Genomic DNA, 13,501 nt, shown 5'->3' with positions numbered 1-13,501 from the left:
GCCGGGTTAGGGGAGGCGGTGGGAACGGCGTATCCCGGAGAATGAGAAAAGGCGTCACTTCGTGGGCCTCAACTGGGGGAATGGCCCACGCATCGTGAGCGACGCTTCACTTAATTCTCAAGGTGCCGCCGTGGTCAAAGAACAACGGCACAGCATTGGCCGGGTCCGGTACTCGCATCTCCGGAAAGCACCACCAGGCAGTTGAACGGCATCTGCTGCAACACCGGGCACCTCACCGCCCGACCAGCCTCGGCACAGCCGCTAGCAGTTCCCGCGTGTAGTCGGCCTCCGGGGCACTCCAGATCCTCTCGACCGGGCCCGCCTCGACGACATCCCCGTGGTTGAGCACCAGGACGTCGGAGCACATCTGGCGGACGACGGAGAGGTCGTGGGAGACGAAGAACAGGGCCAGCCCGTAGTCGGCGACGAGGTCGCCCAGCAGGTTGAGTACCTGGGCGCGGACGGAGACGTCCAGGGCGCTGACCGCCTCGTCGGCGAACAGCACGTCGGGTTTCACGGACAGGGCGCGGGCGATGGAGATGCGTTGGCGTTGTCCGCCGGAGAACTCGTGCGGGAACCGGTCGACGGCGTCTGCGCCGATGCCGACCTCGCCGAGTACCTCGGCGACCCTGGTCCGCCGCTCCTCGGCGGGGATCCCGAGGCCGAGGAGCGGTTCCCCGACGATCGCGCCGATGCGCATGCGCGGATCGAGTGAACCCATGGGGTCCTGGAACACCACCTGTGCGCGTTCGGCGTGGTTGACGGTGCCGGTGGTGGGGGAGTCCAGGCCCGCGAGGATCCGGAGGAGGGTGGACTTCCCGGAGCCGGAACCGCCGACGATCCCGAGGCGTTGTCCCCGCCGCAGTTCCAGGGACACGTCCCTGAGCGCCTCCGTACGGCGCCGGGGGCCGAGGATTCCGCGTCGTTTGCCGAGGTACGTCCGGGACACCCCGGTCGCCGACAGTACGACTTCACCGATGGAGGGCACGGCGGGCACCTTGTGGATGTGGCCGGGCCGGTAGCCGCCGGTGGCGGCCGTTTCGACGGTGTAGAGGTGACCGTCCGGGTCCCGGGCGTCGAGGTCACTGGCCGCGAGCAGTCCCCTCGTGTAGTCGTGGGCGGGGGCGGTGAGGATCTGCTCCGTGGTGCCGCTCTCGACGAGGTTGCCGTCGCGCATGACCAGGATCCGCTCGCACACCCCGGACACCAGCGCCAGGTCGTGGGTGATGAACAGCAGGCCGGTGCCGCGTCGCTCGACGAGCTCGAGGATCAGTTCGACGATCTGGCGTTGCACGGTGACGTCGAGGGCGGTGGTCGGTTCGTCGCAGATCAGCAGGTCCGGATCGTTCGCGAGGGCCATCGCGATGAGGATGCGTTGGCGTTGCCCGCCGGAGAGCTGGTGCGGGTAGGCGCCGTAGATGCGTTCGGGGTCCGAGATGCGGACGTCGGCGAGCAGCTCGAGGGTCCTGTCGCGTGCGGCGTCGTCGGAGTCGACGGTTCCGTGGTGGGTCATCACCTCGGCGACCTGCGCGCCGACGGTCATCAGCGGGTTCAGCGCGGTCATGGGTTCCTGGAACACCATGGACACCCGTCTCCCGCGGAGTGTGCGCATCCGGCGGTCCGGGTAGTCGATGAGGTTCCCGGGTTCCCCGTCGAGCGCCATCTCACCGCGGGCGGAGAGATGGTCGGGCAGCAGCCCCATCAGCGAGAGCGCGGTGAGGGATTTTCCGGAGCCCGATTCGCCGATGAGCCCGACGCGTTCGCCGGAGTCGATCGTGAAGGACACCTCTCCGATGAGGGTCTCCCCGCGTCGCGTGTCGACGTCGAGATCGGTGACGGTGAGCAGGGTCATGGGCGTTTCCTCGTCTTCGGGTCGAACACGTCGCGGAGGCCGTCGCCGAGCAGATTGAACCCGAGGACGGTGCCGGCGATCGCGAGACCGGGCCAGAACGCGAGCATCGGGGCGGACCCCAGCGAGGCCTGCGCGGACTGGAGCATCCGGCCCCAGGACGGATCGGGTGGCGGGGTGCCGAGACCCAGGAAGGACAGTGCGGCCTCGGCGAGGATCGCCAGGGCGAAGGACACCGAAGCCTGGACGATGAGCATTCCGGTGATGTTGGGCAGGACGTGCCGCCACGCTATCTCGGGGCCGGAGCGTCCGGCCGTGCGGGCCGCGGCGACGAAGTCGCGGGACATCACCTGCAGCGTTCCGGCGCGGCTGACGCGGGCGAAGCCGGGGACGGTGGAGATGCCGATCGCGACCATCGCCGAGACCGTCGAGGCGCCGTAGATCGCGCCGGCGACGATGGCGAGCAGCAGTGCGGGGAAGGCGAGGAGGAGATCCGCCCCGCGGAGCACGAGCGTCTCCGCCCAGCCGCGGCGCATGCCCGCCAGGATCCCGAGCGGCGTGCCCACGAGGACACCGATGCCGACGGCGACGAGCCCGACGAGCAGCGTGATGCGGGAGCCGGCCATGATCCGGGAGAACACGTCCCGCCCGTAGCGGTCGGTGCCCATCAGGTGCCGCAGCGAGGGGCCCTCGAGTCGGTCCGCGGGAATCGCGTGGATCGGGTCGTAGGGCGTCCAGATCAGGGAGATGAGTCCGGCCACCACGACGAGTGTGACGATGACGAGGCCGATGGTCGCGGCGGTCGGGAGCCTGCGCAGGATGCGGGTGAGTCGATTCACGTCGATCACCGTCCTGTCCGTGGATCGAGGGCGAGTGCGATGAGGTCCACCACCATGTTCACCGCGAGGGTGAGCAGGACCAGCACCATGACGATGGTCTGCACCGTCGTCAGGTCGCGGGTGCTCACCGCGTCGAGGAGCATGGAGCCGAGTCCGGGGATGACGAAGACCTGCTCGATGACGACCGCGCCGATCACGAGTGACGCCAGCTGAACGCCCGTGACGGTGATGACGGGGAGGGCGGCGTTGCGCAGCCCGTGGCGCAGGAGCGCCTGCCAGGTGGAAAGCCCCTTCGCCCGGGCGGTGCGGATGAAGTCCTCGGAGAGGATCTCCAGGACCGCGGAGCGGACGTAGCGCGTCATGATCGCCCCCTGCACCGCGGCGAGCGCGCAGACGGGCATGACGAGCCGCCGGAGAAATGCACCCATGCCCTGGTCCGGTGGCACCCAGCCGTTCGCCGGTGCCCACCCGAGGCGCACCGCGAACACGCTGACCAGCAGGATTCCGGCGAGGAAGCTGGGGATCGCGATACCGACCTGGCTCAGGGCGGTGATCGCGATACCGTCGGCCCTCCGGTGCCGCATCGCCACCCAGGTGCCCACCGGGATCGCGGCGGCGAGCGCCAGCGCCATGGCGGACCCGACGAGGATGAGGCTGACCTGCAGCCGGTCGACCACCAGCGGGGAGATGTCCTGCCCACTGGTCAGGGAGAGCCCGAAATCGCCGCGCAGCATCCCGCCGATCCAGCTGAGGTACTGGGCGACCAACGGCTGGTCCAGGCCGAGCGCCTCCCGCTTCGCGGCGATGAGCTCCGGGGTGGCGCTCACGCCGAGTGCGACGGCCGCCGGGTCACCGGGCACGACGCGCATCAACGCGAAGACCGCGACGGAGGCGACGAAGATCGTGGCCAGGTAGCGGAGAATGTGTTTTCCCAGGGTGATGAGCATCAGTCGCGCTCCTCTTCCACGCTGATCGTCGCGAGCTCCAGGGCGTCGTCGACGGCGTCGGCGTTGACACCGGTCACCCCGGGTGCGGTGATGACGATGTTCGGGTAGTTGAACAGGGTGTCCGCGGCGGCCTGATCCATGATGGTGTCCACCGCCGCACGCATCCCCGACACGTACTCCTCCGGGCTTCCGGCATCGGCCCGCGCGATGTCCTCGCGCACCGCCTGGGAATCGAACCCGAGGTAGTAGTCGGGGTCACCGAACAGCGCCGGAACGTCGCGGGCCTCGATGTGCAGGATGATCGACATGTCGTAGTCGTGCTGCCTGAACACCTTCTGCAGCCACACGGCCGGGAACTCGGTGGCCTCGATCCGGGCGTCGAACCCGACGTCGCGGAGCTGGGAGACGATGATCTCGGACACCGCGGTGGCGTAGGGCCGGGACGGGACGGAGATGACGACCCGGTTGTTCGTGCCGTCGATCCCGGCCTCGGCGAGGAGCTGCCGCGCCTTCTCCGGGTCGTGGGGGTACCTCTCGGATTTCTCGTACCAGGGGTCGGTCGGCGGCACCGGTGCGCCGCCGGTGTCGGTGCCGAAGCCGTCCCACGCGGTGTCGATGACGGCCTGGCGGTCGATGGCGTACATGACTGCGCGACGGACGCGGATGTCGTCGAACGGGGCGCGCCGGTTGTTCATCGACAGCAGCACCTCGCCGTTGGTGGTGCCGACCTCCACGTTGTAGTGGCCGTGAGCGGTGATGGTGTCGAGGAGCTCAGGGGACTGCATGGAGTAGACCGCGTCGACGTCGCCGGAGCGCAGGGCGTTGGTGGCGCCCACCGCGTCGGCGAAGTAGCGGATCGCCGCTGCGTTGTTCCTCGGTGCCTTCCCCCAGTAGTCGTCGCGGGCCGCGAAGGTGATCGACTGGCCGAGCGCGAAGTCGGTGACGGTGTACGGGCCCGTGCCCAAGGGGTCGGTGGCCAGAGCGTCGACGCCGTCGGGGGTCATCATCGCCCCGACGAAGGTGCCCATGGCGAACAGCCACTGGTTCGACGGGGCGTTGAGCGTCACCTCGAGGGTGTGCGTGTCGACGACCCGGGTGCCCACTACCGGGGACATCAGCTTCTTCAGTCCGTTGGTCCACGCGTCCGAGAGGACGCGGTCGATGGAGAACTTCGCGGTCTCGGCGGTGAAGGGTGACCCGTTGGAGAATGTGACACCCTCGCGCAGGTGGAACGTGTAGACGGTGCGGTCCTCGGAGACCTCCCACCCGGTGGCGAGCCACGGGACGATGTGCCCGTCATCGTCGATGCGGACCAGTGTCTCGTAGATGTTCGACATCATCGCCTGGGGGATCGCCGCCCCACCGGTGGTGGTGAAGTCGAGGGTCGCCGGTGTGCCGGAGACCGCGACGACCACGGCACCGCTGTCCGCGATGGCCGCGGTCTGGGTGGCCGTCGAACCGGCTGAACAGGCCGCGAGCACGAGTGTCACCCCGGTCGCAACGAAGGTCGTCGCCGCCCTGTGGCGAATCCGGTCGTTGAGATGGGTCGCATCCATGACGAACAGGGTAGCGCCTTAACTCCGCATGACCGGCATCACCTCTGTCGGCGGACAGACACTAGTTCGGGTGTGTTCCGGTGCGACAATGATCGGGTGAGTGACGTGGTGGCTGGGTTCAGCATGGTGTTCGGTGTCATCGCCGTCGGTGCCCTCATCGGGTGGACCGGGGTGCTGGGGGAGGACGCACTGAGGGTTCTCAACCGTTTCGTGTTCTTCGTCGCCCTGCCCGCCCTGGTATTCAGCCGTGTTGCCGTCGCCGACTGGTCCACGATCATCGCGCCGTCATCGGCGGTGATCGTCGCCTCCGCACTCATCGTCGGCGTCGGGACATCCTGCGTCACCCGACTCATCCCCGGGACGTCGGCACCGGGGGCGGTTGTCGCCGGATTGTCTCCCTCCTACTGCAACGCGGCGAATCTGGGCCTCCCACTGGCGGTCCATGTCCTCGGCGACGCCACGGCCGTCGTACCGCTGCTGCTCTTCCAGATCGGGTTCTACGGTCCGCTCGCGCTGACGGTTCTCGAGTCCCTGACCGGTGACCACGGATTGTCGCCCCGGGTTCTGGTCCGGTCGGCGCTGGCGAATCCCGTGGTCGTGGCGGCTCTCGCCGGGGGAGCGTCCAACGTTCTCGGGTGGCGGCCCACAGGGCCCGTCGACGGGGGTGTGTCGCTGCTCGCCGGTGCCGCGGTCCCGGTGGCCCTCATCGCCTTCGGTATCTCGCTCGCGACGACTCGCGTCCTGGACGCGGCGGGTGTTTCCCGTCGGACACTGGGGGTCGCGGTGGTCGGGAAGAACATCGTGCACCCCGTCGTCGCCTGTCTTCTCGGCGTAGCTGTCGGCCTCGATGGGGCGATGCTGCTCACCGTGACCGTACTGGCTGCGTTGCCGACTGCACAGAACGTGTTCGTCTACGCCGACAGATACGGTGTCGCCACTGCTCTGGCACGCGACGCGGCGGTTGTCTCCACCATCGTGTCGGTGCCGGTGATCCTCATTGTGTCCGCATTGCTCGGCCGGTGGTAGCACAACCGATTAATCGGTGTCCTGGGTGTGAATAACGCTGTGCGCTGCAACGATGAGCGCCAGCCACGTCTGGGGGTGCTGATCCTGGGGATTCGGCAAACAGCTAATGATGTTTCTAATCTTGTTCCCGTTCCTTATCAGCCACCGACGAAGGCGTGATCCATGAAGTCGCCCGGACAATCCGGACCAGCACAGACCACCCCACCCGAACAGACCACCGAAGACAAACCCGGCAACGACGGTTTCTTCGGATGGCTGAAGACGGATCCTTTCATCTTCTTCCTCTCCGGGGGGATCATCGTCGCGTTCGTCGCGGCGGCCGTCATCTTCGGGGAGAGCGCCCGCCGGACCCTCGAGGGGGTGGCCACCTGGCTGCTCACGGATCTCGGCTGGCTCTACATCGGTGGCGTGTCCATCTGTGTGGTGTTCCTGCTCGGGGTGTTCGTCTCTCACTTCGGCCGGATGCGGCTGGGTGATGACGACGATGAGCCCGAGCACTCGGTGCTCGCCTGGTTCGCGATGCTGTTCGCGGGAGGCGTCGGAGCGGTGCTCATGTTCTGGGGTGTGGCCGAGCCACTGCACCACATGACCAACCCACCGATGGCCGATGTTGAACCGGGTTCCCAGGAGGCCGCTGTCGAGGCGATGGCGTTCACCTTCTACCATTTCGGAGCCCACATGTGGGTCATCATGGCGCTGCCGGGCCTGGCCCTCGGCTATTTCATCTACAAGCGGAAGCTGCCCCCGCGCCTGAGCTCCGTGTTCGCTCCCGTCCTCGGTGCCCGGATCTACTCCTGGCCCGGGAAGCTCATTGACGTTCTGGCCATCGTCGGTACCGTCTTCGGTATCGCGGTATCCGTCGGGCTGGGCACCCTCCAGATCAACGCCGGCATGAACATGCTGTGGGATGTCCCGATCATGGGGCCCGTCGAGTTGGGCATCATCGTGTTCATCACGCTGGTCGCCTCAATCTCCGTGGCCAGTGGACTGGAACGGGGCATCAAGGTGCTGTCCAACGCGAACATCGCGATGGCCGTCGTCCTGATGGTCTTCGTTCTCATCACCGGTCCGACGCTCACTCTGCTCCGCTCCACCGTCCAGGGCTTCGGCATCTACGTCGACAACGCCCCCGGCATGATGTTCTACACCGACGCGTTCGCCAACAACCCCGGCTGGCAGGGCTCCTGGACCGTGTTCTACTGGGCGTGGACGATCTGCTGGTCGCCGTTCGTCGGCATGTTCGTCGCCCGTATCTCCAAGGGCCGTACCGTCCGTGAGTTCATCGCCGGTGTGATCTGCCTGCCGGCGATCTTCTCGGTGATCTGGTTCGCGATCTTCGGTCGCGCCGGTTTCGAGATCGAGGCGCTCGATCCGGGTGTCCTCGTCGGCCCCGTCGTCGAGGAGGGCAACACCGCGGCGGCGCTCTTCACCTTCCTCGAGTACTACCCGGCGACCGGCATCGTCAGCATCTTCGCGCTGGCTATCGTCGTGATCTTCTTCATCACCTCGATCGATTCGTCCGCGATGGTCACCGACATGTTCGCCACCGGTGAAGAGGATTCCTCACCCGTCTACTACCGGGTCATGTGGGCCTGCGCCATCGGTGCAGTGGCCGGTGCACTGCTCATCATGAGCCCCGACACCGGTATCGAGACCCTGCAGCAGGTCGTCATCATCGTCGCTCTTCCATTCTTCATAATGCAGTTCGTGATGATGTACTCCCTGATGAAGGGGATGATCGACGACGCCGCAGCTAAGCCGAAGTTGCGCACCAGGCAGTGGGACCAGACCGACTCCCCGGAGAAGCTCGCTGAGCAGGAGAACCGTCCCGCGCCCGGATACGACGCGGACGGGAACCCGCTGCCCCCGCTCGCCTACGAGTTCGACGACGACGGCAACATCGTCATCTCCGGAAACGTCGTCGTCGACGGAGAGCTCGACGTCAAGGGGGGAGAGGGGAAGGAATCCGACGAGGCTGAGCCCGTCAAGGGCTCCTGACCCCGTAAACGGATAGGCCCACAACTTCAGAACACCGTCCCACGCGCACAGCCGGGGGCGGTGTTTTCCTTCTGTGGGGCCGATCGAGCATTGGGGCGGGCTTTCGAATGAGTCTGGCGCTGGGGATCACCTCCGGAACCGATTGAAGCTTGATGAGCGGGCGGTACAGGGTATTCGTCTGTCAACCAACCCAGGGTTTTACCGGACCCCGGGAGAACATCCGACAACGGGAACGCGGACCCTGGGTGGGAGAAAGAATCCGGTCGGCGTCGGATCAGAGTCCGAGGGTTGTCACCGTGCGGGCTTCATTGTGTTGCACTTCATCGCGGATCCGGGTTCAGGTAGCGCCGTCCTGTGGCACACCGCCACTGTCGCGCTTCGGTCCTCATCTCGTCATGGGAACGTGTCGATCAACGGTGGCAGGCGTGGTACCGGGATGTCACGGACACCTCGGAGGGATCCGTCGGATACGGGAATCGACGGTGCCGGGGAAAGAACACTGATGGCGTCCCGCGGACCGCGATCGAGTACGACCCAGACGACGACAGTGACTGCATCAGCGACGACCAAATCGGTGTCGGGGATACACAGGGCAGGGAAGCACTCCATCTGTGCCTGTCGTGGATCTTCCGTCCTCTCCTGCCTCCCCGTCCCAGGTGAAGTGGGACAGGAGACTCACCGTTGTGCCGTGTCCGGCGGGGTTTTCCGTGCCCAGTCACCGATGACCGGCGGTACCGTCAACGGTGCGGGGCCGAGGATTTTCTCCAGATTCCCCGACCGCTCCACCTGTGACAACACCGATGACGGCTTCTTCCGGTCCCGCCGGCCACCGGCGGTGCCGGACATCGGGACACCACCGGCCATCCCGCCCCGGCCCACGCCTGTGCCCTGCGTGCCACCGGAGGCCGCTTGACCCACAGCACCTGTGCCCGTCGCCGGGACAGACGCGCCGGGGCGCTGCGTCAGCCCACCACCGGAAACGCCGCCCCCGCCGGAACGGCTCACCCCTGTTCCGGATCGCGTACCCGGTACGGCCGCTGACCGGTGGCCGATACCGCCTGGGCCTGTAAATCCCTTGCCCGAACCGCCTGGGCCTGTAAATCCCTTGCCCGAACCGCCTGGGCCTGTAAATCCCTCGCCCGAACCACCTGGCGATGCACCCGGTGTACCCCGAACCCCACCGCTGGCAGCACCGACTGAGCCTGGCACAACACTCAACCCGCCAGTGCCTGCACCGGAACCCGCACCAGTTTTGCCGGTGCTGGCGCCGGGGACAGCGCCGGCGGTGCCACCGAGTGCGGCTGGACCGGTCACGGATACCCCACCACCTGAACCGGTACCGGGGTTTGTGATGCCGCCGGATGCGGCCGTGCCAGTCACGGGCACCCCACCACCAGTCACGGGTACTTGTCCGGAGGTGGGCGTCGCGGGGCCACCACCTCCGACTCCGGCGGTTGAGGTACCGAGCGAATCCGGCCGCACCAGGTCGGTACCACCGGTCTGGGCGGACGCGATCGTCCCTGCGGTGCCGCCGTCAGTACCCGTTCCTGTGCCACCGGTGATCGCCGGAGCGGTGTCACTGAACCCGATCTGACCGCCACTGTTGCCTGTGTGTCCACTGTGCCCACTGACCGGGGATTCCATCAGGTGTCTGATCGGCGGAACCGCGCTGGAAACCTCTGCGGGGAGACTACCGGCGAGGAAGGACGAGACCCAGGCTTTCTCCGCGACCTCGCGCTCCTCGGGATCCTCGATCGATTCGATTTCCGCCTGGGCCGCAGCGATCTCCGACTGAGCCCAGGAGCTGATGGGGTTGAGTTTGGCCACACTGCGTTCCATGATTCGGGCGTTGCCGGAAAACACCCGCGCACTCGCGGCGACGGTCGAGATGGTCTGTGCAGCCTGCTCGAATGATTCCCCTTCGGTCAGGTCCCTGATCTTTCCGGCGATCGACTCGAGATCTTCGGCGATCTCGGCGGTCTGGGTCGCGGCGCGACTCCAGGTCTGTTCAGCCCGCTCCGCGGCTGCGGTGTTGGTCGTTGAGAACAACGCGGCCAGCGCCGCCAGAGAGTCGACGCCGCCGCCGACGTGTGGGGGAGTGAAGGTGAAGGGGCGGTAGTCCGCGCCCGGTCGATCGGGAAACGGGAGTGCATCGGGTGTGATTTCGGGCCCGGGTGCTCCGGTGACCAGCTGGATGCGGGTAACCCCGTCCATGGTTTCCAACGCCCGCACCGTCGAATGCAGAGCTTCTGCCAACCATTCAGCCTGCGCGCGGCACACGGCGAGCACGTCCTCTGCAGAGCCAGCGCCACCGGTCAATACCTGAGCATGTTGACAGCCGAGATCCTCCAGGCCGGGGGCCGAAGAATATGCGCTGATACGTGGCCCAAATATAATCTGGTTGCTGGCATTTTGAATCTTCTGTTGATTTTCTTGCAAAGAACTTACGATGCCATTTAGTTCTGGGATGTTGAAGTGAATTGCCATTTCCGTTCTCCTTTTTGGTCCTTGGTAATCATTTCAACCAGGCAAAACCCTCGGTGAACTGGTATGCCCTGTCAAAATACTTCAGCGCCAGGGGGCAAGATTCTCTCCAGCTCCATGTTGTTGGTCCTGTGACGACAAGCCCTAATCGTCCTCTGGAGGTATGTGTGCCAATAAAACAAGTGCTCTGGTCTTGGGGTGAGAAAGTGTAGAAGTATGCGTTTGGAACCCCTGATTCCTTGGCATCTCGGATGAATAGACCTTCTCTGATGATGTAATCTCGACTAACATTGTCTGAATAGAAACCTTGTGCGGTCACTTCTTCGTGTTTCTCAATTAAACTAAGGTCGCAACTTATCCCTTTTCCCGGTAGTTCATCGTCCAGTCCATAAGTAAACCGTTCATAATCACTGGTGAACCCGATCCTGTTCATGATTTCCTCAGATAGCTCCAGGCATGGGTCGGGAAGGTTCTTTCCGGCCTCCACGGGATCGAAGACGATGGGGCTTCCGTCGGCGTTGGACGTCGCCGAGGACAGATCTTCGTTAGAGGTGTCCTCACCCGCACTGTCGTCTGACCTGCCGGTCGAGGAATCGGCTCCCGTGCCTGTCTGTGGGGGAGCCGGTCCGTGGCAGGCCGGTAGTGCCAGAGCTCCGCATGCAAGGAACAGTCCGAGAAGTCTGGGGGCGTTCAATGGGGTCTTCATTTTCTCCACGACGGTGACAACATGAGCGGATTCGGTGGGTTTCATCATGGTCAGACTCCCCGGATCCCGGGCAGGTTCCCTGGTGCCGGGAATTTCGTGGAGTGGGGACCGGAGGAGTCCGCTGTGTACCGACCCTTATCGGCGCTCGCATACGCCATCGGGTGAGCCTGTCGCTGTGGAGGTCCGGTCCTTTTGCCGGTATGGAGGTATCTCCGGGACCGGTCGGCCCCAGGTAATTTCCGGTGGACATGCATCTGCGCCCGGCACGTCGGTGCCGGGCGCAGATGTTCTCGGAAAATCTCCGCCCTCTTCTGAGGGGGTGGTCGTGCGGTGTCTGTCAGTCCTGTCCGTGCTTCGGGTCAGCTATCGGAGGCTCCACGGAGGTCCTCCGCATGCTGTTCAGCGAGTTCCCTCGCTTCGTCGAGTGCCTCCAGACGGGCGGTCGCTTCGGCGCGTTCGCGCTCGATGGCGTCGATACGCTGATCGAGAGCCTCGAGTGCCTCCTCCGCATCGGATGCCTCAACCTCCGCTATGGCTTCGGGGTCGTGTGTGATCACAGCTTCTTCGAGGGCCTCGGAATCACGGTGGCCGCGTCGTAGTTCGGCCTCGAGCTGGTGCTCACCACCGACCGGGACAGCGCGGACAGGGCGGACGATGAGATCCGCCACGTAACCGATTCCGGCTGCGATGAGTGTCGGGACGACCCAACCGAGCTGCTGGGCGTGCATCGGTGCCCAGTCGATCAGCGGACGGGTGACCGACGCGCCCCAACCGAGGGAAATGGTGGTCATTAGGGCCGCCCAGATAACCGCAACCGCCAGGGAGAAGAGGAACGCGTAATGGAGTTTGCGGCGGAAGATCGGTTCGATGAGCGTCAGGAATACAAGGGTGATCGCCGCGGGGTACAGGAAACCGATGATCGGTGCCGCGATGGCGAGTACCGTCTCAAGTCCCATGGTCGACACCATGAGGGAAATCACCGCGAAGATGATCGCCCAGAGCCGGTATGAGATGCCGGGCATGATGCGGTGGAAGAACTCGCTCGTCGCACCGATGAGTCCTGCGGCGGTGGACAGGCACGCCAGAAAGACGATCAGTCCGAAGACGACCATGCCCGTGAAGCCCATCGTGGATTCCGCGGCATGGGCGAGGAGCGTCGCGCCGTCGTCGTAATTGCGGGCATCCGGCACCCGTTGACCGACGATCCCGAGCCCAACGTAGATGACACCGAGAAGTGCTCCGGCACCGATGGCCGCGGTTCCGACACCCCGGACGAGCGTCGGGCCGTTCGGCACCCCCTTGTAGCGCAGGGAGGACACGACCATGATTCCGAACGCCAGCGCGGCGAGAGAGTCCATCGTCAGGTAACCCTCGATGAGCCCGGCGGACAGCGGGTGGGTGGTGTATTTCTCGGTCGCTGGTCCGGGATTGCTCTGGAGCGTGAGAACGGAGAGTGCGACGAGGACGATGAGGAGGGTGAGCAGGATCGGGGTGAGGTATTTGCCGAGTTTGTCCACCAGCCCCGTCGGGTCGAATGCCAGCGCCAGAGAGAGCGCGAAGAATATCGCGGAGAACACCGCTGCCGCGGCGGTTGAATTGAGACCGGTGAGTGGTGTCACAGCGGTCGAGAAGCTCACGACGGCGGTACGGGGCAGTGCATAGAACGCGCCGATCGCCAGATAGACCAGGATCGGGAAGATCAGCCCGAAGATCTTTCCGCCCCGCTGCGCGAGATCGTAGATATCGTCACCCGTGATGGCGACGGCGATGACGCTGAGCACCGGAAGCAGCACCCCGGCTGCGAGGAATCCGGTGATCGCGAGCGGAAACCCCGTGCCGGCTTCCACACCGAGCATGGGTGGGAAGATGAGGTTCCCGGCTCCGAAGAACATCGAGAACAGCATCAGTGTCGCCACTGCGATGGTGCCGGTGGCGCCTGCTGATCGGGTGGATGCTGGGGTGCTCATTGTTGCCTTTCACGCGGGTGCACCGGGCGGAAATGCGGGGCGCACGGAAACGGTCGATGTCCGCCCGGAAGTGAACAGAATCAGCCGGGCTTTCTTCACCCGAAAAACACTACTGTGTGTTTCCGAACA

9 protein-coding genes are annotated in these 13,501 nt (G+C 65.3%); 2 read left to right on the top strand and 7 right to left on the bottom strand.

What is annotated here, in order from left to right:
• Window positions 1-232: 232 nt before the first annotated feature.
• Genes KRX55_RS01055 through KRX55_RS01040 form a run of 4 tightly spaced genes read right to left on the bottom strand, consistent with a single transcriptional unit; the run spans window position 233 to window position 5,191 of the window.
• On the bottom strand, window positions 233-1,852 hold the full coding sequence (locus KRX55_RS01055) for a dipeptide ABC transporter ATP-binding protein (RefSeq protein ID WP_218406012.1): 1,620 nt from the start codon (window positions 1,850-1,852) through the stop codon (window positions 233-235).
• A complete protein-coding gene (locus tag KRX55_RS01050) occupies window positions 1,849-2,688 on the bottom strand; it encodes an ABC transporter permease (protein ID WP_218406011.1) in 840 nt (279 codons plus the stop codon). Before KRX55_RS01050 ends, KRX55_RS01055 begins: the two co-directional genes overlap by 4 nt.
• Window positions 2,689-2,693: 5 nt before the next feature.
• Complete coding sequence (locus KRX55_RS01045) at window positions 2,694-3,635, bottom strand: ABC transporter permease (RefSeq protein WP_218406010.1); 942 nt, start codon at window positions 3,633-3,635, stop codon at window positions 2,694-2,696.
• Window positions 3,635-5,191, bottom strand: coding sequence for an ABC transporter substrate-binding protein (locus tag KRX55_RS01040; protein ID WP_218406009.1), 1,557 nt, complete (start codon window positions 5,189-5,191; stop codon window positions 3,635-3,637). The genes KRX55_RS01045 and KRX55_RS01040 overlap by 1 nt, the downstream gene beginning before the upstream one ends.
• A 96-nt stretch (window positions 5,192-5,287) precedes the next feature.
• On the opposite strand from KRX55_RS01040, the gene KRX55_RS01035 reads away from it, so the two are divergent.
• Together KRX55_RS01035 and KRX55_RS01030 are read left to right on the top strand one after the other, a co-directional pair.
• Window positions 5,288-6,217: an AEC family transporter gene (locus KRX55_RS01035; protein WP_218406008.1), complete on the top strand. Its 930-nt coding sequence runs from the start codon at window positions 5,288-5,290 to the stop codon at window positions 6,215-6,217.
• A gap of 162 nt (window positions 6,218-6,379) precedes the next feature.
• Window positions 6,380-8,215 (top strand): BCCT family transporter, encoded by a 1,836-nt coding sequence (locus KRX55_RS01030; RefSeq protein ID WP_218406007.1) that lies wholly within the window; start codon window positions 6,380-6,382, stop codon window positions 8,213-8,215.
• A gap of 675 nt (window positions 8,216-8,890) precedes the next feature.
• On the opposite strand, the gene KRX55_RS01025 is transcribed toward KRX55_RS01030, so the two are convergent.
• The 3 genes from KRX55_RS01025 to brnQ form a co-directional block, all read right to left on the bottom strand.
• Window positions 8,891-10,471 (bottom strand): hypothetical protein, encoded by a 1,581-nt coding sequence (locus KRX55_RS01025; RefSeq protein WP_218406006.1) that lies wholly within the window; start codon window positions 10,469-10,471, stop codon window positions 8,891-8,893.
• 259 nt (window positions 10,472-10,730) lie between these two features.
• A complete protein-coding gene (locus KRX55_RS01020) occupies window positions 10,731-11,453 on the bottom strand; it encodes a hypothetical protein (protein WP_218406005.1) in 723 nt (240 codons plus the stop codon).
• A 311-nt stretch (window positions 11,454-11,764) separates the two neighbouring features.
• On the bottom strand, window positions 11,765-13,372 hold the full coding sequence (gene brnQ, locus KRX55_RS01015; RefSeq protein ID WP_218406004.1) for a branched-chain amino acid transport system II carrier protein: 1,608 nt from the start codon (window positions 13,370-13,372) through the stop codon (window positions 11,765-11,767).
• Between the last annotated feature and the right edge of the window lie 129 nt (window positions 13,373-13,501).

The sequence above is a fragment of the Corynebacterium sp. TAE3-ERU16 genome, assembly GCF_019209935.1.
GTDB lineage: Bacteria > Actinomycetota > Actinomycetes > Mycobacteriales > Mycobacteriaceae > Corynebacterium > Corynebacterium antarcticum.
This window is presented reverse-complemented; position numbering and strand designations above follow the sequence as displayed.